The sequence below is a fragment of the Micromonospora humidisoli genome (genome assembly GCF_016900955.1).
Lineage (GTDB): Bacteria > Actinomycetota > Actinomycetes > Mycobacteriales > Micromonosporaceae > Micromonospora > Micromonospora wenchangensis.
This window is the reverse complement of the sequence record NZ_JAFEUO010000005.1, coordinates 162,120-188,877: the sequence shown is the minus strand read 5'-3', so window position 1 is coordinate 188,877 and position 26,758 is coordinate 162,120. Positions and strand designations below refer to the sequence as shown.

Annotated in this window: 19 protein-coding genes; 12 read left to right on the top strand and 7 right to left on the bottom strand. The window is 73.9% G+C overall.

What is annotated here, in order from left to right:
• Positions 1-153 precede the first annotated feature (153 nt).
• The 9 genes from kdd to JQN84_RS19540 all read left to right on the top strand — a co-directional run bounded on the left by kdd (position 154) and on the right by JQN84_RS19540 (position 10,341).
• Positions 154-1,215 (top strand): L-erythro-3,5-diaminohexanoate dehydrogenase, encoded by a 1,062-nt coding sequence (gene kdd / locus JQN84_RS19580; protein WP_449560102.1) that lies wholly within the window; start codon positions 154-156, stop codon positions 1,213-1,215.
• Positions 1,216-1,220: 5 nt separating this feature from the next.
• Complete coding sequence (locus JQN84_RS19575; protein WP_204959829.1) at positions 1,221-2,786, top strand: amidohydrolase; 1,566 nt, start codon at positions 1,221-1,223, stop codon at positions 2,784-2,786.
• A complete protein-coding gene (kamD, locus tag JQN84_RS19570; protein WP_204959828.1) occupies positions 2,783-4,345 on the top strand; it encodes a lysine 5,6-aminomutase subunit alpha in 1,563 nt (520 codons plus the stop codon). The genes JQN84_RS19575 and kamD overlap by 4 nt, the downstream gene beginning before the upstream one ends.
• On the top strand, positions 4,342-5,094 hold the full coding sequence (gene kamE / locus JQN84_RS19565) for a lysine 5,6-aminomutase subunit beta (RefSeq protein ID WP_204959827.1): 753 nt from the start codon (positions 4,342-4,344) through the stop codon (positions 5,092-5,094). The genes kamD and kamE overlap by 4 nt, the downstream gene beginning before the upstream one ends.
• Positions 5,091-5,483, top strand: a complete 393-nt coding sequence (gene kal, locus JQN84_RS19560; protein ID WP_204959826.1) for a 3-aminobutyryl-CoA ammonia lyase — start codon at positions 5,091-5,093, stop codon at positions 5,481-5,483. The genes kamE and kal overlap by 4 nt, the downstream gene beginning before the upstream one ends.
• Positions 5,480-6,826 carry a glutamate mutase L gene (locus tag JQN84_RS19555; RefSeq protein ID WP_204959825.1) on the top strand — a complete coding sequence of 449 codons (1,347 nt, stop codon included), beginning with the start codon at positions 5,480-5,482 and terminating at the stop codon, positions 6,824-6,826. The genes kal and JQN84_RS19555 overlap by 4 nt, the downstream gene beginning before the upstream one ends.
• Before the next feature lie 499 nt (positions 6,827-7,325).
• Positions 7,326-8,921, top strand: coding sequence for an apolipoprotein N-acyltransferase (gene lnt, locus JQN84_RS19550; RefSeq protein WP_204959824.1), 1,596 nt, complete (start codon positions 7,326-7,328; stop codon positions 8,919-8,921).
• Positions 8,922-8,944: 23 nt separating this feature from the next.
• Positions 8,945-9,718 (top strand): polyprenol monophosphomannose synthase, encoded by a 774-nt coding sequence (locus JQN84_RS19545; protein WP_204959823.1) that lies wholly within the window; start codon positions 8,945-8,947, stop codon positions 9,716-9,718.
• A 98-nt stretch (positions 9,719-9,816) separates the two neighbouring features.
• Positions 9,817-10,341 (top strand): FxsA family protein, encoded by a 525-nt coding sequence (locus JQN84_RS19540; protein ID WP_204959822.1) that lies wholly within the window; start codon positions 9,817-9,819, stop codon positions 10,339-10,341.
• 58 nt (positions 10,342-10,399) lie between these two features.
• Here JQN84_RS19540 and JQN84_RS19535 read toward each other — a convergent pair whose 3' ends face one another.
• A complete protein-coding gene (locus JQN84_RS19535; protein WP_007070998.1) occupies positions 10,400-10,741 on the bottom strand; it encodes an RNA polymerase-binding protein RbpA in 342 nt (113 codons plus the stop codon).
• Positions 10,742-10,980: 239 nt separating this feature from the next.
• Between JQN84_RS19535 and JQN84_RS19530 the strand changes: the two genes are divergently transcribed.
• Positions 10,981-13,053, top strand: a complete 2,073-nt coding sequence (locus JQN84_RS19530) for a molybdopterin-containing oxidoreductase family protein (protein ID WP_204959821.1) — start codon at positions 10,981-10,983, stop codon at positions 13,051-13,053.
• On the opposite strand, the gene JQN84_RS19525 is transcribed toward JQN84_RS19530, so the two are convergent.
• Entirely contained in the window at positions 13,041-14,186 is a 1,146-nt protein-coding gene (locus tag JQN84_RS19525) for a hypothetical protein (RefSeq protein WP_204959820.1), read from the bottom strand. The genes JQN84_RS19530 and JQN84_RS19525 overlap by 13 nt on opposite strands.
• A gap of 81 nt (positions 14,187-14,267) precedes the next feature.
• Between JQN84_RS19525 and JQN84_RS19520 the strand changes: the two genes are divergently transcribed.
• The gene (locus JQN84_RS19520) at positions 14,268-14,777 is read left to right on the top strand and encodes an NUDIX hydrolase (protein WP_204959819.1); all 510 of its coding nucleotides are present in this window, start codon (positions 14,268-14,270) and stop codon (positions 14,775-14,777) included.
• A 9-nt stretch (positions 14,778-14,786) separates the two neighbouring features.
• On the opposite strand, the gene JQN84_RS19515 is transcribed toward JQN84_RS19520, so the two are convergent.
• The 5 genes from JQN84_RS19515 to JQN84_RS19495 form a co-directional block, all read right to left on the bottom strand.
• Positions 14,787-16,991, bottom strand: coding sequence for a glycosyl hydrolase family 95 catalytic domain-containing protein (locus JQN84_RS19515; RefSeq protein WP_204959818.1), 2,205 nt, complete (start codon positions 16,989-16,991; stop codon positions 14,787-14,789).
• Positions 16,988-18,046: a LacI family DNA-binding transcriptional regulator gene (locus JQN84_RS19510; RefSeq protein ID WP_204959817.1), complete on the bottom strand. Its 1,059-nt coding sequence runs from the start codon at positions 18,044-18,046 to the stop codon at positions 16,988-16,990. The genes JQN84_RS19515 and JQN84_RS19510 overlap by 4 nt, the downstream gene beginning before the upstream one ends.
• On the bottom strand, positions 18,043-20,505 hold the full coding sequence (locus JQN84_RS19505) for a glycoside hydrolase family 3 C-terminal domain-containing protein (RefSeq protein ID WP_204959816.1): 2,463 nt from the start codon (positions 20,503-20,505) through the stop codon (positions 18,043-18,045). Before JQN84_RS19505 ends, JQN84_RS19510 begins: the two co-directional genes overlap by 4 nt.
• Positions 20,506-20,740: 235 nt before the next feature.
• On the bottom strand, positions 20,741-21,961 hold the full coding sequence (locus JQN84_RS19500; protein ID WP_204959815.1) for an ROK family transcriptional regulator: 1,221 nt from the start codon (positions 21,959-21,961) through the stop codon (positions 20,741-20,743).
• A 205-nt stretch (positions 21,962-22,166) separates the two neighbouring features.
• Complete coding sequence (locus JQN84_RS19495; RefSeq protein WP_204959814.1) at positions 22,167-24,503, bottom strand: TIM-barrel domain-containing protein; 2,337 nt, start codon at positions 24,501-24,503, stop codon at positions 22,167-22,169.
• A gap of 154 nt (positions 24,504-24,657) precedes the next feature.
• Here JQN84_RS19495 and JQN84_RS19490 point away from each other — a divergent pair, with 154 nt between their 5' ends.
• Positions 24,658-26,751 (top strand): beta-galactosidase, encoded by a 2,094-nt coding sequence (locus JQN84_RS19490; protein ID WP_204959813.1) that lies wholly within the window; start codon positions 24,658-24,660, stop codon positions 26,749-26,751.
• Positions 26,752-26,758 lie beyond the last annotated feature (7 nt).

The following is a 26,758-nucleotide window of genomic DNA, read 5'->3' as shown; positions in this document are numbered from 1 at the left end:
TCGTGCTGTGTTCGGCCGGGGTGACCGGCGGTCGATGATCGGTAGATCCCGAAGGCTACTGGAAAATATCCGGCGAAGAAATTAGTCTGCCGTAAGTTTTCCCGCGATGTGGGTCCTGGTCGGGGCTTCGGGCGGCGGAGAGGGGAGGTCGGCGTGACGTCACCGGTGGGTCTGCACCGCGTCGTGGAACCGGCGGGGGTGCTGCCGCAGGCGGCCTGGCGGTTGGACGCCGAGCCGCGGATCGCCCCGAACGAGGTGCGGATCCGGGTGGAGCGGTTGAACCTGGACGCGGCGAGTTTCCGGCAGTTGGCGCAGAAGCACGGTGGGGACGGCGAGAAGGTCCGGGCCGAGGTGCTGGAGATCGTGTCGGCGCGGGGCAAGATGCAGAATCCGGTGACCGGGTCGGGCGGGATGCTGATCGGCACGGTGGAGGAGGTCGGTCGGCGGTCACCGTTGGGGCTGGCGGTGGGTGACCGGGTGGCGACGTTGGTGTCGTTGACGCTGACCCCGCTGGTGATCCTCGACGGGTTGGCCCGCTGGGACGGGCGCAGCGAGCAGGTGCCGTGCGACGGGTACGCGATCCTGTTCGCCAGGTCGATCGCGGCGGTGCTGCCGGCGGATCTGCATCCGGAGTTGGCGTTGGCGGTGCTGGACGTGTGTGGTGCGCCGGCGTTGACGGCCCGGGTGGTCGCCGAGCAGGTGGCGCGGCGGGAGCGGGCCGGTGACGGGTCGCCGGTGTCGGTGGCGGTGATCGGTGGGGGCGGTAAGAGCGGGTCGTTGTCGTTGGCGGCGGCGCGGCGGGCGGGTGCCGGTCGTACGGTGGGGGTGGTGCCGGTGGCGGCGGAGCGGGACGCGCTGGTGGCGGCGGGTCTGGCGTCGGTGGTGGCGTTGGCTGACGCGCGGGATCCGGTGGGGTTGTCGTCGGCGGTGACGACGGCGTTGGGTGGGCCGGCGGACGTGACGGTGGTGTGCGTGGACGTGCCGGGGTGTGAGCACGGTGCGGTGTTGGCCACGGCGGACGGCGGCACGGTGATCTTCTTCTCGATGGCGACGAGTTTCGCGGCGGCGGCGTTGGGTGCGGAGGGGTTGGCGGCGGACGTGACGATGCTGGTGGGCAACGGTTACGTGCCGGGGCATGCGGAGTTGGCGTTGGGGTTGGTGCGTTCGGAGCCGGGGGTACGTGGTCTCTTCGCGTCCCGGTTGGCGGCAGACTGAGTGCCATGACGAACCCCTCGACGTTGTACCGCGGTGGAGTGCTGCACTGTCCGGCGGAGCCGAGCGCGACGGCGCTGCTGGTGCGGGACGGGCGGATCGCCTGGTTGGGTGGTGAGGCGGATGTGCCGGCCGCCGACCGGGTGGTGGAGTTGGACGGGGCGTTGGTGACGCCGGCGTTCGTGGACGCGCACGTGCATGCGACGGACACCGGGTTGGTGTTGTCGGGTCTGGATCTGTCGTCGGTGCGGTCGGCGGCCGGGTTGCTGGATGCGGTGGCGGTGTTCGCGGCGGGTCTGCCGTCGGATGCGGTGGTGTTGGGGCACGGCTGGGACGAGTCGGGTTGGGTGGATGCGGCGTTGCCGGATGCGGCGCGGTTGGATCGGGCGGCGGGTGGCCGGCGGGTGTATCTGTCGCAGGCGTCGATCCATTCGGCGTTGGTGTCGCAGGCGTTGCTGGCGGCGTGTCCGCAGGTGGCTGGTTTGCCGGGTTTCGACGCGTCGGGGTGGTTGCGGCGGGATGCGCATCACGTGGTGCGGGCGGCGGCGCGGGCGGGGGTGACGCGGGCGCAGCGGGTGGCGGCGCAGCGGGTGGCGTTGGCGCGGGCGGCGTCGTTGGGGATCGCGGCGGTGCACGAGTGTGGTGGGCCGGAGATTTCCGACGAGGAGGATTTCACGGGTTTGTTGGGTTTGTCGGGTGCGGGGTTGCCGGAGGTGTACGGGTACTGGGGTGAGTTGTCGGGGGCGGCGCGGGCGCGGGAGTTGGGGGCGGTGGGGGCGGGTGGTGATCTGTTCGCGGACGGGGCGTTGGGGTCGCGTACGGCGCATCTGTCGGGGCCGTACCGCGATGGTGAGGGGTGTGGGCACGGGTATCTGAGCGCGGATCAGGTGCGTGACCATCTGGTGGACTGTGCGGCGCACGGGGTGCAGGGCGGTTTCCACGCGATCGGTGATGCGGCGATCGGGACGGTGTTGGCGGGGTTCGCGGCGGCGGCTGCGGTGTTGGGCACGGACCGGGTGCGGGGGGCGCGGCATCGGGTGGAGCACGCGGAGATCATGAGCAAGCGGTTGATCGCCGGGTTCGTGGAGTACGGGATCGTGGCGAGCGTGCAGCCGGCGTTCGACCGGTTGTGGGGTGGTGCGGGCCGGATGTACGAGTCGCGGTTGGGGTTGGACCGGGCGTGGGAGTCGAACCCGATGGGGGCGATGCACGGGGTGGGGGTGGCGTTGGCTCTCGGTTCGGATTCGCCGGTGACGCCGTTGGATCCGTGGGGTTCGGTGCGGGCGGCGGCGGCGCACCACAATCCGGCGCAGCGGATGAGTGTGCGGGCGGCGTTCGCGGCGCACACCCGGGGTGGGTGGCGGGCGGTGCATCTGGACAACGAGGGTGTGATCGCCAAGGGGGCGCCGGCGACGTTCGCGGTGTGGGAGGCCCCGGCGGGGGTGGAGCGGGGGTTGCCGGTGTTGCAGTCCGGGGATCCGGAGTTGCGGGGTCCGGGGGATCCGACGCCGTTGCCTGTGTGTCGGGCGACGGTGCTGCGTGGTGAGGTCATCTATGAGGAAGGCGTGTCGTGACGGCGAAGCTTGACCTGGATCCGGCGCTGGTGGCGCGGGCGCGGGAGTTGGCGCGTCGGGCCGGGCAGCCGGTGGTGGAGTTGGCGCGTACCCACACCACGGTGTCGGTGGAGCGGGCGGTGTTGCGGCTGGCCGGGGTGACCGGTGCGGACCCGGACGGTATTCCGTGGGTGAACCGGCTGGTGGACACGGTGGTGGCGGACGTGGGTCTGGGGCACGGGGTGGCGCTGCCGGTGTTCGATGCGCTGGTGCGGGAGCAGCACGGGGACGTGACGCTGCTGGCGCAGAAGGCCGCTGCCGGGTCGGTGCGGTTCGCGGTGCCGACGGGCAGGGCGGCCACGGCGGCGCGGCGGGCGGCGCGGCGGGCGGTGGGGGCGGGGGTGCGGCGGATCGACAGGCGGCGGGCCGAGCGGGATCGGCTCGTGCGGCGGTTCGGGGATCCGAAGCAGCGGCCGTGGATCTATCTGATCGTGGCGACGGGTGACATCTACGAGGACATTCCGCAGGCGCAGGCGGCGGCGCGGGCGGGTGCGGATGTGATCGCGGTGATCCGGTCGACGGGTCAGTCGTTGTTGGACTATGTGCCGGAGGGGGCGACCCGGGAGGGGTTCGCGGGCACGTATGCGACGCAGGAGAACTTCCGGTTGATGCGGGCGGCGTTGGACGAGTCGTCGCGGGAGTTGGGTCGGTACGTGCGGTTGACGAACTACGCGTCGGGCCTGTGTATGCCGGAGATGGCCACGTTGGCGGGTCTGGAGCGGCTGGACATGATGCTCAACGACTCGATGTACGGGATTTTGTTCCGGGACATCAATCCGGTCCGGACGTTCGTGGATCAGCGGTTTTCGCGGCAGGTGCACGCGCGGGCGGGGATCGTCATCAACACCGGTGAGGACAACTACCTCACGACCGCCGACGCGGTCGAGGAGGCGCACACGGTGACGGTGTCGCAGTTGCTCAACGAGTTCTTCGCGCATGAGGCGGGGTTGACTGACGGGCAGTTGGGGTTGGGGCACGCGTTCGAGATCAATCCGGATGTGCCGGAGTCGTTCCGGTTGGAGTTGGCGCATGCGTTGTTGGCGCGGGAGTTGTTTCCGGATGCGCCGTTGAAGTGGATGCCGCCGACGAAGCACATGACGGGTGACGTGTTCCGGGGGAATCTGCTGGACGGGTTCTTCAATCTGGTGGGGACGATGACGGGGCAGGGGATCCTGCTGGTGGGGATGATGACCGAGGCGGTGGTGACGCCGTGGTTGTCGGACCGGGACATCGCCCTGCAGAACGTGCGGTACGTGTTGGGTGCTGCGGGTGGGCTGCACGAGGATTTCGTGCCGGCGTCGGGTGGGTTCATCCAGCAGCGGGCGCACCGGGTGTTGGGTGAGGCGGTGGAGTTGCTGGAGCGGATCGGGGAGCAGTCGTTGTTGACGGCGATCGCCGAGGGCACGTTCGGGATCATGAAGCGGCCGGCGGACCGGGGTAAGGGCCTGTCCGGGGTGGCGCGGCACGAGGCGGACTACTACAACCCGGCCACGGAGATCCTGGAGCGGCAACCATCATGAGTGAGAAGACGGTGGTGCGGCCGTACGGGGACACGACGGGTGACGGCATGGTGCAGGTGTCGTTCACGTTGCCGGTGTCGCACGACAAGCGGGCCGAGGGTGCGGCGGTGCAGTTGGCGAACAGGATGGGCATCGATCCGGCGATGCTGGTGCACGCGAAGCCGATGAGTGACGGGTTCACGTTCTTCGTGGTGTACGGGCGGGTGAACCATCTGGTGGACCTGGCGCAGGTGCAGGTGGTGGAGCGGGACTTTCCGCTGCTGTCGGCCAAGGAGGTCAACGCGGTGGTGAAGCGGCGGTTGCGGCGCAAGTTGTCGGTGGTGGGGGCGTGTATCGGCACGGATGCGCACACCGTGGGTATCGACGCGATCCTCAACGTGAAGGGTATCGCCGGGGAGAAGGGTCTGGAGTACTACCGGGAGTTGAAGGTGTCGAATCTGGGTGCGCAGGTGAGTGTGCCGGAGTTGGTGGAGGCGGCGCGGCGGGAGCGGGCGGATGCGGTGCTGGTGTCGCAGGTGGTGACGCAGCGTGATGCGCATCTGCACAACACGCGGGAGATGTCGGCGGCGTTCCGGGAGGCGATGCCGGCGGGGAGGCGGCCGCTGCTGATCGTGGGTGGGCCGCGGTTCGACGAGACGATGACCGCGGAGCTGGGGGTGGACCGGATCTTCGGTCGGGGCACCACGCCGGGTGAGGTGGCGTCGTATCTGGTGCATGCGTTGGTGACGAGCAGGGAGGCGCGGGGATGAGTGGTGCCCGGTTGGGGTTGACGGTGACGCATCGGCGGTATGTGCCGTACGCGCATGCCCACTATGCGGGGAACCTGGTGGATGGGGCGTACGTGTTGGGGTTGTTCGGGGACGTGGCGACGGAGGTGTGTATCCGTACCGATGGGGACGAGGGGTTGTTCGCGTCGTATTCGGATGTGCAGTTCGTGTCGTCGGTGCGGGCGGGTGACGTGGTGGAGGTGACGGCGACGGTGGTGCGGGTGGGTACCCGTAGCCGGGGGATCGATTTCGTGGCGCGGGTGGTGTGTCGGGGGCGGCCGGAGCGGGGTGCGTCGGCGGCGGAGGTGTTGGCGGAGCCGGTGGTGGCGGTGACGGCGACGGGCACCGTGGTCGTTGCGGCGGCGGCGTGAGGTTGGCGGTCTGCGCTGACGTCGGGTCGACCTGGACGAAGGCGGCGGTGGTGGATCTGGACGCGGGCCGGTTGGTGGGGGCGGCGTCGGCGCCTACGTCGGTGGGGACCGATGTGCTGCACGGGTTGGATGCGGCGGTGGGTGCGGCGGCCGATGGGGCCGGTGCGGGGGCGGCGGGGGTGTTGCCGTGGTTCGTGTGTTCGTCGGCGGGTGGTGGGTTGCGGCTGGCGGTGGTGGGTTACGAGCCGTTGGTGACCGCGCAGGCGGGTCGTCGGGTGGGGTTGTCGGCGGGCGCGAACGTGGTGCACGTGGCGGCGGGCCGGTTGGGGGCGGCGGAGCTGGCGGCGGTGCGGGCGGCCCGCCCGGACGTGGTGTTGCTGGTGGGGGGCACCGACGGTGGGGACGTCGATACGGTGACGCACAACGCGACGCGGTTGGCGCGGGCCCGGTGGCGGGTGCCGGTGGTGCTGGCGGGCAACGTGGAGGTGCGGGAGACGCTGCGGGGGGTGTTGACGGCGGCGGGGGTGCCGGTGACGGTGGCGGACAATGTGCTGCCCCGGATCGGGGTGTTGGCGCCGGCGTCGGCGCGGGCGGCGATCCGGGAGGTGTTCCTGCGGCATGTCATCGGTGGGAAGCGGTTGTCGCGGGGGGCCCGGTTCGGCCGGTTGGTGCGGGCGGCGACCCCGGATGCGGTGTTGACCGGGGTGGAGGTCCTCGCCGATGTGGTGGGTGGCGATCTGGTGGTGGTGGATGTGGGTGGGGCGACGACGGATGTGTATTCGGTGTTGACGCCGGACGAGCGGGCCGACGGGCCGGGTCGGGAGGTGGCGGGGTCGTTGTGGCGGGCCCGCACGGTGGAGGGTGACCTGGGGATGCGGTGGAGTGCGCCGGGGGTGGTGCGGGCGGCGGTGGAGGAGCGGTTGTTGGATGCGGCGGGGCAGGAGGCGTTGGGGGTGGCGGCGGCGGCGCGGGCGGCCGAGCCGGGGTTCCTGCCCGTCGACGGTCGGGACCGGGCGGTGGAGGGGCGGTTCGCGGCGTTGGCGGCGACGGTGGCGTTGCGGCGGCATGCCCGGGGTGCGGCGACGGGGGAGCGGGCCGGGCGGGATCTGCGGGACGTGCGGCTGTTGGTGGGTTCCGGGGGTGTGCTGCGTCACGCCGAGGCGGGGGCGGCGGTGGGGGTGTTGACGCAGGTGTTGACCGACCATGCGGGTGGGTGGCCGTTGCCGCGGGCGGCGCGGCCGGTGGTGGACGTGGATTATGTGCTGGCTGCCGGTGGGTTGCTCGCCGGGGAGCATCCGGGGGCGGCGGGGGCGTTGCTGCGGCGGCATCTGGGTGGGGATTGAGCCGCGCCGACGCGACACGCCGGGTTGGTGGGGGCGACTGGCCGGGGGTGGGTTGACAGCGGCGGGGGTGTAGGCCGTACCGTCTTTGAGTCCTACTACGGGAAGCGGCTGTTGTTCGCTTCGTCCCTTCGTCCGCTGGCCGAGCGACATTGTTGGTGTATCGCGTCGCGGCGGCCAGGTCCAGCGGGCGGGGGTCGGCGGGGCGGCGCGAACCGGCCGCGGTTACCGGTGTACGGGCAGGGTGAGGGGCACGGCCAGTAGACAACGGCCAGGCGGGGGCAGCCAGTCCACCGTCGGGTCGGTCCGAAGGTCGGCGTCGCTCGTTCTCGCCCCACCGGCCGGGAAGGGCCTGGGAGCATCGGGGCGCGGCTTAGGCCGCGCCCCGATTTCGTGTCCGCCCACCGCTTCGCACGGCGACGTCGGCTGGTTCGGGCTCGGTGGCGTCGGGGTGCCGGGCTGGGGCGGGTAGCCTTCGGCCCGTGATCGTGGTGAGGTGCCGGTGACGACGCTCGACCGGGATGAGACGCGTACCCCGACTGTGGTGCGGCCGGTGGCGTCGCCGGTGCCGTTGCGGGTGGCGGTGCCGGTGGCGGTGGCCGCCGGGCTGGCGTTGCTGGTGGCGTTCCCGCCGTACGGCTGGTGGCCGTCGGCGGCGGTCGGGGTGGCCGGGTTGGCGGCGGCGACGCACCGGCGGCGGCTGCGCGCGGGCGCCGGGTTGGGTTTCCTGACCGGGGTGGCGTTGTTCGCGCCGCTGCTGGCGTGGACGAACCTGCACACCGGGCTGCTGCCGTGGGTGCTGCTGTCGTTGTTGCAGGCCGGCTACCTGGCGGTGCTGGGGGCGGCGACGGCGTGGGTGTCGCCGGTGGTGGACCGGTGGCGGTGGGCGTGGCCGCCGGTGACCGGGGTGTTGTGGGTGGGGCAGGAGGCGCTGCGGGACCGCACCCCGTTCGGGGGGTTCCCGTGGGGGCGGCTGGCGTTCAGTCAGGATTCGTCGCCGCTGCTGGGGTGGGCGTGGTTGGGGGGTGCGCCGCTGGTCACCGGGGTGGTGGCGGTGGCCGGCGGGTTGCTGTTGGTGGCGGTGTGGCGGCGGTGGCCGGGGGTGCGGTGGCAGCCGGTGGCCGGGGCGGCGGCGGGGGTGGTGCTGCTGGTGGCGGTGGGGTGGCTGGTGCCGTCGGGGGTCGATTCGGGTGGCCGCACGGTGCGGGTGGCGATCGTGCAGGGCAACGTGCCCCGGTTGGGTCTGGACTTCAACGCCCAGCGGCAGGCGGTGCTGAACAACCACGTCGACGCGACGGTGGCGTTGGCGGAGCGGGTCGCCTCCGGTGCCGAGCGGCGTCCCGACCTGGTGGTGTGGCCGGAGAACTCCTCGGACATCGACCCGTTGCGCAACGCCGCGGCCGGGGCGCGGATCTCGCAGGCGGCCGACGCGGTCGGTGCGCCGATCCTGGTCGGTGCGGTCCTTTCCGGCCCGGGTGACGGGGAGGTCCGCAACGCGGGCATCCTGTGGCGGCCGGGCAGCGGCCCGGATCTGGCCCAGGTGTACACGAAGCGGCATCCGGTGCCGTTCGCCGAGTACGTGCCGATGCGGTCGCTGGCGCGTGCGGTGTCCAAGCAGGTCGACCGGGTGCGGGCCGATTTCGTCGCGGGGTCGACGCCGGGGGTGGTCGACGCGGGTCCGGTGGTGCTCGGTGACGTGATCTGTTTCGAGGTGGCCTACGACGGGCTGGTGCGGGACACCGTCGACGGTGGGGCGCAGTTGCTGGTGGTGCAGACGAACAACGCCACGTTCGACGTGGCGGAGGCCCGGCAGCAGTTGGCGATGGTGCGGTTGCGGGCGGTGGAGCACGGTCGTGCGGCGTTGATGGCCTCGACGGTCGGGGTGTCCGGGTTCGTCGCCCCGGACGGGCGGGTAAGCGACGCCACCGGGTTCAACACCCGGGCGGTGGTGGTGCGGGAGGTGACGCTCGCCGACGGGCGTACCCCGGCCACCCGGGCCGGTCGGTGGCCGGAGGTGGCGCTGGCCGGGTTGGCGGTCGTGGCCCTGGTCGTCGCGGGGGCGGTGCGGCGTCGCCGGGAGGTCACCACCGGCGGGTGAGCCGGCAGGAACGGGGGACGGACGTGGGTGAGGCAGCCGCGGGACAGCCGGGGGTGGGCCGGGTGCTGGTGGTGATCCCCACCTACAACGAGGCCGACAACGTCGCCGACGTGGTGGCCCGGGTGCGTCGGGCCGCGCCGGCGGTGGACGTGCTGGTCGCCGACGACAACAGCCCCGACGGTACGGGGACGCTGGCCGAGGCGATGGCCGCCACCGACGCTCAGGTGCACGTGCTGCACCGGCCCGGTAAGCAGGGGTTGGGGGCGGCGTACCTGGCCGGGTTCGGGTGGGCGCGGCAGCACGGCTACGACGCGGTGGTGGAGATGGACGCCGACGGGTCGCACGCCCCGGAGGACCTGCCGGCGTTGCTGGTGGCGGCCCGGGACGCCGACGTGGTGATCGGGTCGCGGTGGGTGGGTGGGGCGCGGGTGGTGAACTGGCCGTGGCGGCGGCTGCTGCTGTCGCGGTGCGGGAACCTGTACGCGCGGATGGCGTTGGGGATGCCGGTGTCGGATGCGACAGGCGGGTTCCGGGTGTACCGGTTGTCGGCGTTGCGGGCGATGCGGCTGGAGTCGGTGTGTTCGCAGGGGTATTCGTTCCAGGTGGAGTTGTCGCGGTTGGCGCACCGGGCGGGGGTGCGGATCGTGGAGGTGCCGATCACGTTCGTCGAGCGGGAGCGGGGGGCCAGCAAGATGAGTCCGCTGATCGTGGCCGAGGCGTTGTGGCGGATCACCACGTGGGGGTTGCGGGACCGGCGGCCGGTGCGGTGGCGTCGTGGTCACGACCGGTGGCCGTGAGTGGGGGCGTGGCATGCTGGAGGGGCGGGCCTGTCGCCCCGCGGGCATTGTCCGGCCGGTGGCGGTGAGCGGGTGCCGCGCGACGCGGATGAGGTGAGATGCGCCGATACCTGAGGTTCGTGCCACCGGCCCTGCTGCTGGCGGTGGTGGCGGAGTTGGCCGTGTTCATCGGGGTGGGCCGGACCGTCGGGTTCGGTGCGGCGGTGCTGCTGGTGTTCGCCGCGTCCCTGCTGGGGTTGGTGTTGCTGCGCCGGGAGGGGATGCGCGCCTGGCGGGGGTTCCGCACGTCGGTGGAGTCCCGGCAGCCGCCGGGCCGGCAGGTGACCGATGGGCTGGTCGGTTTGGCCGGTGCGTTGCTGCTGGCGATCCCCGGCCTGCTCAGTGGGCTGGTGGGGGTGTTGCTGCTGGTGCCGCCGGTGCGCCGGTTGGCGCGGGCCGGGGTGCAACGGGCCACCGAGCGGCGGGTGTCGTCGATGGTCGCCGGTGACCTGTTCGGTCCGCGTACGGTGCGGGTGCGGCGGGGGGAGCCGGCCGCGCCGCCGCCGGAGGATGTGGTGGCTCCGCAGGTGGTCGACGGGGGGCGGGCCATCGAGGGGGAGATCGTGGAGCCCCGCCGGCCCTGAACACCTGACACACCACGACGCCCCCGGACGTGTTCCGGGGGCGTCGTGGTGATGTGGGTCAGGCGCGGCCGCGGCGGGTGCGGACCTCTTGGAGCCGTTCGGCGAGGATGTCCTCCAGCTCGGCGATGGACCGCCGCTCCAGCAGCATGTCCCAGTGGGTACGCGGCGGCTTGGCCTTCTTCTGTTCCGGTTCGGTGCCGTCGACGAGCCGGGCGACGCTGCCGTCGAACTTGCATTCCCAGGTGGTGGGGACCTCGGCGTCGACGGCGAACGGCACCTCGAACTGGTGGCCCTTGGCGCAGAGGTACTCGCGGGTCTGGCGCGGCGCGAGCTCCGTGTTGCGGTCGGATTCGTAGCTGACCGCGCCCAGCCGGCTACCGCGCAGCATGCGCTCGCCCATGTTCGACTTCCCCTCGCTCGTGGTGCTGGTCTTCCGGTGTAACGGCCGGTCACCGCCGGGGCATTCCCGCCCGGCGGATGGGACGACCCCCGCAAGGGTAGCCGGCCACCACACCGACCCGGCGGGTTCGCCCCGGCCGGGTCGACATCGGTGTGTGCACCGCGATGGTAGCCGCCGTGGGCCGCCGGGGCAGCCGGGACGGGCCGTGCGGGGCCGCCGGTGGCGATAGCATCCGCGGCATGGCCACCACCGTGCATCCCGGCGCGTGTCCCCTGGACTGCCCCGACACCTGCGTCTGGCAGCTCACCGTCACCGACGGGCGTCCGGTGGGGTTGCGTGGCGATCCGGAGCATCCGTTCACCCGGGGCGCGTTGTGCGGCAAGGTGAACCGTTACCTCGACGCGGTCACCGGCCCCGACCGGCTGACCACCCCCCTGGTGCGGGTCGGCCCGAAGGGTGTCGGGCCGGTGTCGTACCGGCCGGCGAGTTGGGAGGAGGCGGTCCGGCGGGTCGCCGACGGGTTACGCGCCAGCATCGACGTGCACGGCCCGGAGTCGGTCCTGCCGTACTACTTCGCCGGCACGATGGGGCTGGTGCAGGGCTGGTCGATGGGTCCGCGGCTGTTCGCGCACCTGGGGGCGTCGCGGCTGCGGACCACCATCTGCACGGCCGCGTCCCGGGCCGCCCTCGGGTCGGTGTACGGCGGGTCGGTCGGTTTCGAACCGGAGTCGGTGGTCGAGGCGAAACTGGTCATCCTGTGGGGGGCGAACCTGCTCGCCACCAATCTGCACCACTGGCCGTTCGTGCGGCAGGCCCAGCAGCGGGGCGCCCACGTGGTCACCATCGACCCGCTGCGCACCGACACCGCCGCCCGCAGCGACGAGCACGTGGCGCCACTGCCCGGCACCGACGCCGCGTTGGCGCTGGGGTTGATGCGGCACGTGCGGGACGTCGGCGCGGTCGACCGGTCGTGGGTGGCCGCGCACACCGTCGGCTGGGAGCGGATGGAGGCCCGCCTCGACCAGTGGCCGGTGCAGCGGGCCGCCGCCGAGTGTGGTCTCGACGTCGACGTGGTGCGGGACCTCGGCGAGCGGATCGCCACCACCCGTCCCACCGCCATCCGGGTCGGGTTGGGTCTGCAACGGCACGCCGGTGCCGGGCAGGCGGTCCGTGCCATCGCGGCGATTCCCCTGCTCACCGGGGATTTCCGGTATCCCGGTGGTGGGGCGTTGGCCACCACCAGCGGGCACCACCGCATCGACGCCGACCGGGTCGCCCGGCCCGCCGGGATGCCCGCGCCGCCGGCCCGGTCGATCAACATGAGTCGGCTCGCCGCGGCGCTCACCGACGAGGCCGATCCGCCGGTCACCGCGCTGGTGGTCTTCGACACCAACCCGGTGGCGACCGTGCCCGACCAGAACCGGTTGCGGCGTGGCCTGACCCGCGCCGACCTGTTCACCGTGGTGCTGGAGCAACGCTGGACCGACACCTGCGACTTCGCCGACGTGGTGCTGCCGGCCACCATGCAGCCGGAACACCTCGACCTGCACACCTCCTACGGCCACCACTACGCCACCCTGAACCGGCCGGTGCTCGACCCGCCGGGTCAGGCGCTGCCCAACACGGAGATCTTCCGGCGGATCGCCGCGGCCCTCGGGTTGGACCATCCGCGGCTGCGCGACAGCGACGAGGACCTGGTGCGGCAGCTGCTCGACGGCACCGGCATCGACTACGACGAGTTGAGCCGCCGTACGTACGTGCGGGCCACGGGTGTGGCGGTGGGGTCGGCCCCGTACGCGGCGGGCGGGTTCCCCAGCCTCGACGGGCGGGCCCGGTTCCACGATCCGCGGCTGACCGCGCAGGGCGTCGACCCCCTCGTCGGGTACACCCCGCCGGTGGAGGTGGGTGACGCGGTGCTGGCCCGCCGGTTCCCCCTGGCGTTGATCTCCCCGGCGGGCCGGTTCTTCCTCAACTCGACGTTCGCGTCGCTGCCGTGGCATCTCGGTCGTACCGGCCCGCCGCGTATCCACCTGCACCCCGTCGACGCCGCCGCCCGGGGTCTGGCCGACGGCGACCCGGCGCGGGTGCACAACGACCGGGGGGAGTTCCTGGCCACCGTCGCCGTGGACGACGCCACCCGCCCCGGGTTGGCGTTCACCTACAAGGCGTACTGGGCGCGGCTGAGCCCCGGCGGCAGCACCGTCAACGCGGTCACCGGGGTCCGCGACACCGACCTCGGTGGTGGGCCGACGTTCCACGACACCCGGGTCGAGGTGGCAGCCGCCCCGGCCGACGTGGCTCAGCCCGACTGACCGCTGAGCCGCGCCAACGCGGTGGCCAGGTCACTGACCTGGTTGGCGAGTTGACCGGCGCGGCGTTGGGCGGCGTCGGCGTCGGCCAACGCCCGGTCCAGGTCGGCCAGTCGGGCCCGGTCGGCGGCCGATGCCCGGTGCGCCCGCTGCAACTCGGCGTGGGCCTCGGTCAGCTCGGCGGTCAGGGCGTCCACCCGGGCCAGCACGGCGGCCAGTTCCTCGGCGGCGTGGGCGGTCCGCGCGGCGGCCTCCTCCCGGGCGGCGGTGGCGTCGGTGCGCGCGGCGTCGGCGTCACGGCGGGCCGCCTGCGCCGCGGCCTCGGCCTGCCGGGCCTGGTCGGCGGCGGCGGTGGCGTCGGCGCGGGCCGCCGCCTCGGCGGCGTGCGCCTGCCGGGTCTCCTGGCGGGCGGCGGTGGCGTCGGCGGCGGCCCGCTGCGCGTCGGTGGCGTGCCGGGCGGCGTCGGCGCGGGCGGCGTCCCGGTCGACGGTCAGGTCCGCGGCGAGTTGCCGGGCGGCGTCCCGGTCGGCGCGCAGCGCCCGCAGCTCGTGGCGGGCGGCGTCGCGGTCCCGTTCGGCCTGCACCCGCAGCGCCTGGGCGGCGGCGGTGTCCCGGCGGGCCGTGTCGGCGGCGGCGACTGCCTGTTCGGTCTGTTCCTGGGCGGCGGCGGCGTGGGCGTCGGCCTGCTCCGCGCGGTCGCGGGCCGCATCGGCGGCGGCGAGCGCGGACCGGGTCTCCTGCCGGGCGCGGGCGGCCTCGGCGGCGGCCGTCTCGGCGGCCTCACGGGCCTCGTCGCGGGCGGTGTGCGCGGCGGCGATCTCGGCGGCGGCGTCGGCGCGGGCCTGGGCGAGCTGCCGCTGCACCCCGGCCGGGGACAACTCGGCGTGCAACGCCTCGGTGAGGGTCTGCACCACCTGGTCGAGCCGGTCGACGACCTCCCAGGTGCGGGCCACCTGACCGGGCAGGCCGGGGGCGTTGCGGTGGCGCATCCGCGAGTTGCGCGACGCCCGCTGGCAGGCGCCGTCGTTGTCCCGGCAGTACCGGAAGGGACGTCCCGCGCCGGCGCGTTGCGGCACGTCACGTCCACAGTGCGCGCAGGGACGCAGGTCGTCGGGGGTGGTGGGCTGCGGGTCCATCGACGGGGAAGTCTAGAGGCTGCCCGGGCGCGCCCCCACCACCGGTAGGTCCCGGCCGGCCGGGACCGTTACCGTGGGCCGGTGGCCGTCTCCCCGTACATCATGAAGTTGCGCGCCCACGTGGGGCACGACCTGCTGTTGCTACCCGGGGTGACCGGGGTGGTCCACGACGACGCCGGGCGGGTGCTGCTGGCCCGCCGCGCCGACAACGGCCGCTGGTCGCTGCCGGCGGGTGTGGTCGACCCGGGTGAGCAGCCCGCCGACGCGGTCGTGCGGGAGGTGTGGGAGGAGACCGGGGTGCGGGTCGTCGTCGAGCGGATCGCCGGGGTCGCCACCCACCCGGTGGTGTACCCCAACGGTGACGTCTGCGAGTACCTCAACGTGTGGTTCCGGTGCCGGCCGGTCGGTGGGCGGCCCCGCGCCGACGGTGACGAGTCCACCGAGGTCGGCTGGTTCGCCCCCGACGCGTTGCCGGAACTGGACGAGTGGGCGCGGCTGCGGCTGGACACCGCCGCCGCCCCCGACGCCGCCCCCTGGTGGGCGCGTCCCGGCCAGCGGCATCCCGCCCTGTGCCGGCCCGACGCGCTGTGACCCGGCGGGTCACCGGCGGTGGGTCACCCGCACCGGGGTGCCTGCCGGCAGGTCACAGCCGGTGTCGCCGTAGGGGCTGCGGACCCGGATCCGTTGGCCGGTCGCGGCGACCAGCCGGGCGGTGACCCGACCGTCGTCCCAGCTCAGCTCGTCGACGGTGAGCCGGCCCCGGCAGGTCACTCCGCGCAGCGTCCCCCGGGGCAGGCCCGGCGGCAGCGCCGGCAGCAGCCGCAGCAGGCCCGGCCGGGCCTGCACCAGCGCCTCGATCAGCACCGCCGGCAGGGTGTGCGCCGCGTCGGCGTTGTAGGTCACCCGGCCCGGGTTGTGGGCGCTCATCAACGACCGGAAGAACATGTCCGCCGCGACGATCCGCCTCAGGTACGTCCCGACCAGCGGCCCGTCGCCGAGGCGGGCGGCCACCAGGGCCCGGTGCAGGGTGCCGTGGGCGGAGCCGTCCTCGTCGCCGCGGACGGTCAACGCCCGGTGCGCCGCCGCCGCCAACTCCGGGGTGTCGTCGGGGTCGATCTCCCCGGTCGGCCACACCGGGTAGAGGTGGCTGACGTGCCGGTGGTCGTCGTCGGGGCGGTAGCCGGGCCACGCCCACTCGGCCAGCGCGCCCCGCGCGTCGACCCGGTAGCCGGGCAGCCGGTCCCGGACCGCCGCCCACCGCTGCGACCCGGTCACCTCGGCGGCGACGGCCATCGCGTGCCGGGCGGCGGCGACGTCCATGGTGGCGTTCACGGCGACCGGCACCGGCCGGCCGGCGTCGTCGAGGGGACCGGTCTCCGGCGAGTACGACGGCACCAGCGCCGGCTGCCCGTCGACGTCGGTGAGCACGTCGGTGAAGAAGTCCGCCACCTCGGCCAGCCACCCGGCCACCTCCCCCAGCGGTTCCCCGGTCACCTGGTGGTGTTCGTACAGCGGGTGCAGCAGCCAGTGCGCACCGGCCAGCCACGCGGTGAACGGCCAGTGCGGGTGGACGTGGAACAGGTGCCCGTGTTCACCGTCGGTGCGGCTGGGTGCCAGCAGGCCCCGTGCCCCGTAGACGGCGTGGGCGTTGTCCCGCCAGTGCCCGACCTGGGCGCGGACCAGCCGGGCGTGCGCGGCGGTCACCTCCGGCAACGCGCCGACGTTCGCGCCGGCCAGTTGCAGGTTGAGGTTCGCGTCGGTGGTGAAGTCCCCCGCCCAGGCCGCGTCCCAGGAACCCGTCCAGATGCCGGTCAGTCGGGGCGGCAGCACCCCGCTGGCGCTGAACAGCAGGTACCGGCCGGCGTGGAAGAGCCGTTCCAGCAGCGCCGGGTCCAACCGGTCACCGGCGGTGGTCTGCCGGGCGAGCAGCGCGCCCACGGGCAGGTCCCGGTCCGCCGCCGACACCGCCAGGTCCAGGTCGACCCGCCGGTAGGGGCCGGTGTGCCGGGTGACGTGCCGGGCCAGCAGCGTCGGGTAGTCGGCCGGGCCGTCGGCGAGTCGCCGCTGCTGCGCGGCGGTGGGCCACGCCGCGGTGGCGGTGCGTTCCACAGCGGTGGTCAGCAGCGCCGGCCCGCGTACCAGCACCCGGTCACCGGCGGGTTCGGCGTCGCCCCGGACCAGGGTCACCGCCTCGAAGCCGTACGCGCCGCCGACGTCGGGGTAGCGGCCCCGCACCCGCAGGAACACCAGCCCGTCGTGGCGGTGGGCGGTGGTGTCGTAGTGCACCGTGTCGGGGCGGCCGGGCAGGTCACCTGTCGCCCCGACGACACAGTCGCCCTGGTCGAGGTGGGTGACGACCAGCCGGTCGGCGCGGGAGACGAAACTGCGTCGCCGCCGCCCGGACCACCGCACCACCACCTCGCCGGTGGTGAAGTCGGTGTGCCGCCGGTAGTCCCGCACCGGCGTCGCGGGGGCGTCGACGGTCAGCGCGAACCCGGGATGGTACGACTGGGTCCAGGCCAGGTCCCGGCCGCCGGTGAGCAGTTCACCGGCCTCGGCGCGGCGGCCGGTGAGGACCAGTTCCCGGATCCGGGGCAGCAGTGCGGCCAGGTGCGGGGCCCGCGCGTCGTGGGTGCCGTTGGGCAGCACGAACCGGTGGTGGTTGACCACCAGCCGTTCGGCGTGCGGGTCGCCGGGGACCATCAGCCCGTACTCGCCGTTTCCGGTGAGGAAGGCGTCGGTCCAGTCGACGGCCGGTGCGTCGTCCCAGACCTGGTGTGCCGACGGGGGTGGCCCGCCGGTCACCGGGGGGTCCGGGCCGTCGGTGCGGCGGTGCTGTCCCGGATGGTCAGCCGGGGCGGCAGCAGCGTCACCTCCGGCACCGCCTCGTCGTGCAGTTTGCGCATCAGCAACGCCACCGCCTGCCGGCCGATCTCCTCGGCGGGCACCGGCACCGAGGTGATCCGGGGTGCGGCCTGTTCGGCGAACTGGTCGGGGCAGATCGCCACCACCGACATGTCCTGCGGCACCCGCCGGCCGAGGGTGGGCAGGCAGGCCAGCACCGGCCCGACGGCCGCCTCGTTCTGCACCACCAGCGCCGACAGGTCGGGGTGCCGGTCGAGCAGGTCGGCCAGTTCCTGACGGATCGCGGCGGGCCCCTCCTCGAAGGGTTGGGTGACGACGGTGACGCCGTGCCGGTCGGCGGCGGCGGCCACCCCGGCGCGGGTGCGGTGGGCGAAGCCGGTGCCCCGGTCGTAGACGGCGGCGGGTGCGCCGAGCAGCGCCACCCGGTGGTGCCCGAGCCGGGCCAGGTGTTCCACGCACACCTGACCGGCGCGGTGGAAGTCCAGGTCCACACAGGTCAGGCCGGTCGGGTCGGCGGGGACGCCGATCAGGACGCTGGGTCGGGTCAGGTCCCGCAGCAGCGGCACCCGCGAGTCGTCCAACTCGACGTCCATCACCAGCATCCCGTCGACCATGGCGCTGCCGGCGATGCGGCGCAGCCCCGACGGCCCCTCGTCGGAGGTGACGAGCAGGACGTCGTGGTCGAAGCGGCGGGCCGTGGTGACCACCGCGATGGCGAACTGCATCACCACCGGCACCTGCATGCCGGCGCGCAGCGGCAGGACCAGGGCGATGGTGTTGGCGCGGCGGCTGGCCAGCGCCCGCGCCCCGGCGTTGGGGTGGTAGCCCAGTTCCCGGATGCTGGCCAGCACCCGGGTGCGGGTCACCTCGGAGATGGCCCGTTTGCCGCTGAGCACGTACGACACGGTGCTGACCGCCACCCCGGCGTGCCGGGCGACGTCGACGATGGTGACCTGGTCGGGCGATTTGCGGCTGCGCCCGGGTGCGCCGGTCACCGGGTACCGCCGGCGGCGACCGCCGGGCGGGGCCGCGGCGCGGCGGCGCGGGTGTGCACGGTCACCGCGCCGACGGCGCGGATGTCGCGGGCGGAGCGGCCCACCAGCAGGGTGTGGGTGGCGTCCTCCAGCACCGGGCCGCCGCGTTGCTCGTCCCACCAGGTCAGGTCGTCGACGCGCAGCCGCAGGGTGACCGTGCGCCGCTGGCCGGGGGTGAGGGTGACCCGGGTGAAGTCACGCAGCTGCCGCAGCGGCTGCTTGACCCGGGAGCGTCGCTGCCGGGTGTAGAGCTGCACGATCTCCTCGCCCTCCCGGTCGCCGGTGTTGGTGACCTCGACGCTCACCTCGACCTCGTCGCCGGCGCTGACCGTCGGCGTGTCGACCCGCAGGTCAGCGTAGTCGAACCGGGCGTAGCTGAGGCCGTGCCCGAACGGGTACAGCGGCTCTCCCCGGTAGTAGAGGTAGGTGCTGTCGGCGCCGATCACGTCGTAGTCGAGCAGGTCGGGCAGGTCGGCGGCATCGGGGTACCAGGTCTGGGTGAGCCGGCCGCCGGGGTCGGCGGCACCGAGCAGCACCTGCGTCAGGGCAGTGCCGTGCTCCTGACCGCCGTGCGCCGACCACAGCACCGCCGGCAGGTGCTCGTGCGCCCAGCCCACCGCGTACGGGTAGCTGCTGGTGAGCACCAGCACGGTCTGCGGGTTCGCCGCGTGCACGGCGCGCAGCAGCCGTTCCTGCCCGGCGGGCAGGGCCAGGTCGACCCGGTCCTCGGTCTCCCGGCCGTTGACCATCGGGTGGTTGCCGAGGACGACGACGGCCACGTCGGCGGCGTCGGCCAGCGCGGCGGCCTCGGCCGCGCCGTCGGCGACGAGTTCGACGGTGAACGCGGTGGCGGTGTCCGGGTCGGTGGCGTCGGCGCGCAGCCGCCCACCCTCGTCGACCCGCACGTACGCGCCGGTGGCGAGGTGGTGCAGCAGGGCGGTGCCGTCGGGGCGGTGCCGGAAGCGGAAGGTTTCCCGCACGATCCAGCCGCCCGGTCCGGGGCGGTCGTTGGCCAGTGCCCCGTCGTCGGCGGCGCCGACGTGCCGGCCGTTGGCGACGGCGCGCAGCGCCACCACGTCCTGCCCCCAGTCGAACACGTCGAACCAGGTGCCGTCGCGGCCGTCGTCGGCGGTCAGCGGCCCGCCCTCGGAGGAGCGGGGGCAGCGGACGTACCGGTCGCCGACACGCAACGCGATCCGGTCGGCGCCACAATGGTGGGTGACGGTGGGTAGTTCCCGGGCCAGTGCCTCCCGGACGGTGACCGCGTACGGCAGGGTGCCGCTGTACCAGTCCTCGTGGACGGTGTCGGCGAGCGGGCCGAGGACCGCGACCCGCGGTGGGGTGCGGGTGGGCAGTGGCAGCAGCCCGTCGTTGTCGAGCAGCACGATCGACTGGCGGGCGGCCTCGCGGGCCAGGTCCCGGTGGGCGGGGCTGTCGAGCAGGTCGGGGGAGACCCCGGCGAACGGGTCCTGCCCGGGTGGGTCCAGGTCGCCGAGGCGGATACGGATGGTGAGGATGCGCCGGACGGCCCGGTCCACGTCGGATTCGTCGACGAGTCCCCGGCGCAGGGCTTCGGTCAGGCGTTGGACGGTGGGTGCGCTGTCGGTGTCGTCCTCGGTGAAGTTGTCGATGCCGGCGCGCAGGGCGGCGGCGAAGCCGGTGACGTGGTCGGGTAGGTGGCGCTGTACGCCGGCGAGGTTGGTGACGGCCCCGGCGTCGCCGACGACCATCACCTCGTCGCTGGTCCACCGGCGCAGCTCGCCGTTCAGTAGCGGGCTCAGGTGGGCGGGCACCCCGTCGACCAGGTTGTAGGAGGCCATCACGGCGACCGCCGCACCGGCGGCGAGGGGGGCGCGGAACGCGGGGAGTTCGTATTCGTGCAGGACCCGGGGTGGCAGGTCGCTGGAGGTGGTGGCCCGGTCGGTCTCGTTGTTGTAGCCGAGGAAGTGTTTGACCGTCGGGGCGGTGCGCAGCCGGTGGGGGTGGTCGCCGCGCAGCCCGTGGGCGTAGGCGGTGGCGAGCCGGCCGGTGAGCCACGGGTCCTCCGACCAGCCTTCCTCGTTGCGGCCCCAGCGGGGGTCGCGCAGCGGGTTGACCACCGGTGCCCACACGTTGAGCCCGACGCCTGCGGGGTCGGCCTGGTGTTTGATGCGTACCTCGGTGCCGACGGCGTCGCCGACGGCCCGGATCAGGTCGGGGTTCCAGCTGCTGGCCAGGCCGATGGCCTGCGGGAAGACGGTGGCCGGGCCGAGCCAGGCGACCCCGTGCAGCGCCTCGGTGCCGGTGCGGAAGCCGGGCAGGCCGAGCCGGGGCACGGGGGCCTGCCACTGGTGCAGCAGGCCGATCTTCTCCGGCAGGGTGAGCCGGGTCAGCAGGTCGTCGGCGTGCGCTTCGGGGGACGGTCCGGTGGGGTCGTTCATCTGCGGTTACCTTCCGGTGGATCGCGGTGAGGCGTCCGGCCGGCGGTCGAAGCGTTTCGACGGCCGTGGTGACGTGCGGCATCGCGCGGTGAGGGTGGTGGCGGTCGTCGGCCCGGAGCGGCGAAGCGCTTCGACGACTGCGGAAAACATGCCGCCCCGGGTGCCCGAACGACGGGGCGGCGGTTCGAGGTTGGCACCTGCGCGTCGGCCGGTCAAGGGGTGACCGGCACCCGGATCAGTCGACGGGGAGTCGACCGGCCTCGATGGCGGCCAACGCGGCGGTGGCGCCGCCGAGCGCGGTGGCGGCCGAGTCCAGCGTGGAGGCGTCGAGACGGCAGCCCCCGGCCTGCGGGGCGAGGGTCCGGGTGACCAGTTCCGCGCGGGCGGCCGGCAGCAGCCACGGCGCCAGGGTGGCGAAGTGCCCGCCGACCACGATCGCCTCGGGGTTGAGCAGGTTCGCCAGGATCGACGCCCCGTGCCCGAGGCGCCTGCCGATCTCGGCGAGCCCGGCCAGCACCGCCGGTTCCTCCTGCCGGGCCGACGCCACGATCCGGTCGAGTTCGGGCAGGTAGTCGGTGACCGGGCCGTCCCGGGTGGTGTCGGGCAGCAGGCGGGCCACCACGGCCGGCAGCGCGGTCCACGCGGCCAGGCAGCCGCGTCGGCCGCAGGGGCACGGGGGCCCGGCCGGGTCGAGGCTGAGGTGGCCGAGTTCACCGGCGTGGCCCCGGCCACCGCGCAGCAGCCGGCCACCGGCGAGGACCCCCGCGCCGACGGAGACCCCGCCGGTGACGTGGACCAGGTCGGTGGCGCCGGCGTACGCGCCGTGCCGCTGCTCGGCCAGCACGGCGAGGTTGGCGTCGGTGTCCACCGTGACGGTGAACCCGGTTTCGCGCAGCGCGGCCCGCAGGTCGGCGGCGAGCGGCACGTCACGCCAGCCGAGGCCGCTGGCCAGGGGCACCCCGCCGGTGGTGTCGACCAGGCCGGGCACCCCGACGGCGAGGCCGAGCACGGTGCGGCCCTGCCCGGTGACCCGGCCGATCGCGCGTCGGGCGAGGGTGGCCAGCGCCCGGACGGTGTCGGCGGGGGAGGCGGTCGAGGTGGGGAACGCCCGTCGCCAGGTGAGCAGCCGGTTGCCGCCCAGGTCCACGGCGACCACCACCAGATCGTCCGCGCCGATCTGCAGGCCCAGCGCCGCGTACTGCGCGCCGTCGAGGACGAGCATGGTGGCGGGGCGGCCGACCCGGTTGCCGGTCAGCCCGGTCTCGCGGACCAGTCGTCTGTCGAGCAGTTCGCCCACCAGGCTGGACACGGTGGCCTTGTTGAGCCCGGTGGCGGCGGCTATGTCGGCCCGGGAGCAGGGCGCGTGCAGGCGGACGTGCCGCAGGACCACGGCCCGGTTGGCCACCCGGACGTCGCCCAGGTCGGTCGCCTGCGGTTCGTTGTGGATGCTGATCACGGTCTGTCCGCTCCCTGCGCCCGACGGTGGGTGGTGCCGTGCCGGTGCATCATCGCCCACCGTCGACCCCGCACGGGCACGCCGGGTCGGCCGGTGGGCGACGCCGTCGGCGGGCCGGTGCACCGTCGGAACGTCTGTTCGGCTGGAAACTCAACTAACTCTAGCGGCACGTCCGGAGCCCGGACAGCCACCCGGCCCGGTGGGGTCAGTCCGGCGGGAACCACGGCACGAACGGCGTCGGGGCGACCGGTTCGCCGTTGAGCAGCAGCCGGCGGGGGGCGTCGTCGCCCACCACGCTCACCCGGCGCACCCGCAGCGGCCCGTCGGTGCGTACCCGTAGGGTGTCACCGTCACGCAGCGCCCGCACCACGGTGTCGCCGTCGACGTCGTGCAGCACCGTGCTGGCGTCCACGCCGCCCCAGCTGACCAGGGTGACGTCGTCGAACGGGCCGTCGCCGACGGTGCCGGCGGCCGGGACGAGCGGCACCAGCGCGCCGTACCTGACGAACAGCGGCAGCCGGTGCAGCGGCACGGCCACCCGCAGGTGCCGCCCGCCGCCGTGCCGTTCGCCGGTGCCGGCGTCGATCCAGTCGTCGCCGGTGGGCAGGTAGACGGCCCGCCGCCCGGACGGGTCGATGACCGGGGCGACGAGCAGGTCGGTGCCGAGCCGGTACTGCAGGTCGGTGGTCCACGCGGTCGGGTCGTCGGGCGTGTCGACGAGCAGCGCCCGCATCATCGGCGCGCCGGTGCGTGCCGCCTCCACGGCAGCCGACCACAGGTACGGCATCAGCCGGTACCGCAGCCGCAGCGCGGCGACCGCGTCACGTTCGGTGTCGGCGGGGAAGTCCCAGGGCAGCCGGCTGGTGGTGCCGTGCAGCCGGACCAGCGGCGACAGCGCCCCGAACTGGGTCCACCGCACGTACAGGTCCGCCTCGGGGGTGCCGTGGAAACCGCCGGTGTCGTGGCTCCAGAACGGCACCCCGGACAGCCCGTGCGACAGCCCGCCGCGCAGGGTGCTGGCCAGGCCGGGCCAGGTGGCGTTGACGTCGCCGCTCCACTGCGCGCTGTGCCGTTGCCCGCCCAGGTACGACGAGCGGGCCCACACCGTACGGTGCCCGGCGACCTCCCCGGTGAGGTCGGCGACGACGTCGTTGAACAGCAGGGTGTAGACGTTGTGCAGTTCGACGCCGGTCATGCCGTTGTGCGCCACCGCGTCGGCCGGCACGCCCTCGGCGAAGTCGGTCTTGAACACGGCCGCCCCCTGTTCCAGCAGGGGCCGCAGCAGCCCCCGGAACCAGTCGACGGCGTCGGGGTTGGTGAAGTCGACGATGGCGCTGGCCGGGTAGCTGCCGTGCCACACGTCCGCCACGTACGTGCCGCCGTCGGCGCGGCGCAGGAAGTAGCCGGCGCGGGCCGCGTCGGCGTACAGCGGGCTGTCGGTCATCAGGTACGGGTTCATCCACAGGCACACCCGGAAGCCCTGCCCGGTGAGGGTGGCCAGCATCCCGGCCGGGTCGGGGAACGCCTCGTCGTCCCAGCGCAGTTCCGACCAGCGGCCGGCGACCTGCCAGTAGCAGTCCAGGTGCAGCACGTCGCAGGGGATGTCGCGGTCCCGGATGCGGCGGGCCCGCTCCAGCACCCGCTGCTGGCTGTCAGGGTAGAACCCGGAGGAGATCCACGCTCCGAAGGCCCACTTCGGCGGCAGGTACGGCCGGCTGGTCAGTTCGTCGAACCGGTCCAGCACCTCGACGGGGGTGGGGCCGGCGAGCACGTAGTAGTCGAGCAGGTCGTCGGGGACGAGGATCTGCACGGCGCTGTGGGTGGACTGGCACATGTCGAACTCGACGGGCATGCCGCTGTCGACGAGCACCCCGTAGCCCCGGTCGGACAGGTAGAACGGCACGTTCTTGTGGGACCGCTCGGACTCCCCGCCGAAGGCGTCGTAGTTCCACATCAGGGCCCGTTGGCCGCGTTTGTCCAGCGGGGTGAACTTCTCCCCGAAGCCGACGAACCGTTCGTCGCCGAACGCCACGAAGCTCTCGTGCCAGGCGACGGGCGCGCCGTCGACGCTGCTGCGGCCGAACGGCAGGGTGCGGCGTCGGCCGCTGATGTCACGGGTGCCCGGGTCCTGGTCGAGCAGCACCCGCCCGTCGGGGGTGAGGAACCGCAGGTGCCACGGGTCGAGGCGGATCTCGGCGACGACCGCGCCGGCGTCGATGAGCACGTGGGTGTCGTCCACGGTGATCGCGGCGGGGTGGGGCCGGGGGTGGACCAGGGGCACCGCGCGGGCCGAGCGGCTGCGGGCCTGCGGGTCCTCGGTGAGGCGGACCCGGATCACGCCGTGGCCGGCGGCGTCGAGGCGGACCACCAGGCTGCCGCCGTCGGAGAGGGTGGCCTTGACGGTGACCCCGTGCCCGTCGGTGGCGACGACCTCGGCCCGGCCGACGGTGGCGACCCCGTCCTCGCCCGGTTCCCGTACGGGCAGGTCGGGCGGGTCGGCCACGAACGTCTCGTACGGGACCAGCGGCGGTCGGTACGGCATCGGCGTCTCCTCGGGGCTTTTCCGGCGGTACCGACAGTTTCTTTGCCTTCCCAACGAACTGTCAACGAGGGACTTCGATTGACCTGCGATCAACCCGATTGACATGGGTAAATCACCTCCATAGTTTGGACGCCTATCAAACAAAGTCGACGGGATGGTGGGTATGTGGGACGACGGGCGGCTCTGCCACGGCGGTGACTACAACCCCGAGCAGTGGCCCGCCGCCACCTGGCGCGAGGACATCGCCCTGATGCGCCGGGCCCGGGTCAACCTGGTCACCGTCGGCGTGTTCGCCTGGTCCCGGCTCGAACCCGCCCCCGGCCGCTACGACCTCGGTTGGCTCGACGAGGTGCTGGACCTGCTGCACGACGGCGGCATCCGGGTCGCCCTGGCCACCCCCACCGCCTCCCCACCACCCTGGTTCTCCCTGGCCCACCCCGACGCGCTGCCGGTCACCGCCGACGGCGTCCGGCTGCACCACGGCAGCCGCGACACCTACTGCGCCGCCGCCCCCGCCTACCGGGCCGCCGCCCGGGGCATCGCCGCCACCCTCGCCGCCTGCTACGCCCACCACCCGGCCGTGGCCCTGTGGCGCGTGCACAACGAGTACGGCACCACCTGCCACTGCCCGCACGCCGAGGCCGCGTTCCGGCGCTGGCTCGTCGAACGCCACGGCGACCTGGCCACCCTCAACGCCGCCTGGGCCACCAGCTTCTGGAGTCAGCACTACACCGACTGGGCGTACGTGAGCACCCCCCGGGCCACCCAGTACCTCGGCAACCCCGGCCAGCTGCTGGACTTCCGGCGGTTCTGGTCCGACACCCTGCTCGCCGCGTACGTCGAACAACGTGACCTGCTGAAGGCGGCCAACCCTGCGCTGCCGGTCACCACCAACTACGTCCTGGGCGACTGGGTGCCGGTCGACCACGCCCGCTGGGCCGCCGAGGTGGACCTGGTCGCCGTCGACCACTACCCGACGGCGGTCGACGGCGGCGCCGAGGAACAGACCGCCCTCGCCGCCGACCTGGCCCGCGGCTGGGCGCGACACGGCCGCCGCCGGGCCACCACCCGACCCGGCGCGACCCCCGTCGACGGGCCCGCCAGCTGGCTGCTGATGGAGAGCGCCGCCAGCCAGATCCACACCACCGGACGCTCGCACACCAAGGAACCCGGCCGGATGGCCCGGCACAGCCTGTCCCACGTCGCCCGGGGCTCCCGGGGGGCGATGTTCTTCCAGTGGCGGGCCCCGGCCGGCGGCGCGGAACGCTTCCACTCCGCGCTGGTGCCGCACACCGGCCCCGACAGTCGGGTCTTCCACGAGACGGTCCGCCTCGGCGAACACCTCGACCGGCTCGCCGAGGTCACCACCGGCGAGGTGACCGCGTCGGTCGCGCTGGCCTTCGACGCCGCCAGCAGCTGGGCGCTGCGCCACCCCGGCATGCCCTCGACCCTGCTCGACGGGCACGCCGAACTGGCCGCCGCGCACCGGGCGCTGTGGCGGGCCGGCTACGGCTGCGACGTGCTCGTCCCCGGCGACCCGCTCGACCGGTACCGGCTGCTCGTCCTGCCCGCCGTCTATCTCGCCGACGACGCCACCGCCGGTTGGGTCCGCGACCACGTCGAGGCGGGCGGGCACCTGCTGGTCGGCTACCTCAGCGGCGTCGCCGACCCGCACGGCCGGGTACACCTCGGCGGCTACCCCGGCGCGTACCGCGAGCTGCTCGGCCTGCGCGTCGAGGAGTTCCATCCGCTCGCCGCCGACGAACAGGTGCTGCTCTCCGGCGGCGGCACCGGCCGGATCTGGTCGGAGACCGTGCACCTGGACGGCGCCGAACCCGTCGGCACGTACGTCGGCGGGGTGCTCGACGGCCGACCGGCGGTGACCCGGCACCGGGTCGGCGACGGCACCGCCTGGTACCTGTCGACCCGACCCGACGACCGCACCTACCGGCAGCTGGTCACCCAGGTGGCCCAGGCCGCCGGGGTCGTCCCGGTCTGCCCGGACGCCCCGCCCGGCGTGGAGGCGGTACGCCGCGCCCACCCGCAGGCGAGCTGGCTGTTCCTGCTCAACCACACCGACCGGCCGCAGCGGGTGCCGGCCATCGGGGTCGACCTGCTCACCGGCATCGCCGCCGACGGCACGGTGGTCCTGCCGGCCGGCGGCCTGGCGGTGATCCGCGAGCAACCGGCCCCGATGGCGTCGGTCCCAGCCACTCCGCCGATGACCGACCGGACCCCACCCGCCTAACCTTGCC

Bases quoted from the DNA above. Each gene is read 5' to 3' on its own strand.
- JQN84_RS19575 (WP_204959829.1), top strand. From the start codon at position 1,221: ATGACGAACCCCTCGACGTTGTACCGCGGTGGAGTGCTGCACTGTCCG.
- kamE (WP_204959827.1), top strand. From the start codon at position 4,342: ATGAGTGAGAAGACGGTGGTGCGGCCGTACGGGGACACGACGGGTGAC.
- kal (WP_204959826.1), top strand. From the start codon at position 5,091: ATGAGTGGTGCCCGGTTGGGGTTGACGGTGACGCATCGGCGGTATGTG.
- JQN84_RS19540 (WP_204959822.1), top strand. From the start codon at position 9,817: ATGCGCCGATACCTGAGGTTCGTGCCACCGGCCCTGCTGCTGGCGGTG.
- JQN84_RS19535 (WP_007070998.1), bottom strand. From the start codon at position 10,741: ATGGGCGAGCGCATGCTGCGCGGTAGCCGGCTGGGCGCGGTCAGCTAC.
- JQN84_RS19530 (WP_204959821.1), top strand. From the start codon at position 10,981: ATGGCCACCACCGTGCATCCCGGCGCGTGTCCCCTGGACTGCCCCGAC.
- JQN84_RS19525 (WP_204959820.1), bottom strand. From the start codon at position 14,186: ATGGACCCGCAGCCCACCACCCCCGACGACCTGCGTCCCTGCGCGCAC.
- JQN84_RS19505 (WP_204959816.1), bottom strand. From the start codon at position 20,505: ATGAACGACCCCACCGGACCGTCCCCCGAAGCGCACGCCGACGACCTG.
- JQN84_RS19495 (WP_204959814.1), bottom strand. From the start codon at position 24,503: ATGCCGTACCGACCGCCGCTGGTCCCGTACGAGACGTTCGTGGCCGAC.
- JQN84_RS19490 (WP_204959813.1), top strand. From the start codon at position 24,658: ATGGTGGGTATGTGGGACGACGGGCGGCTCTGCCACGGCGGTGACTAC.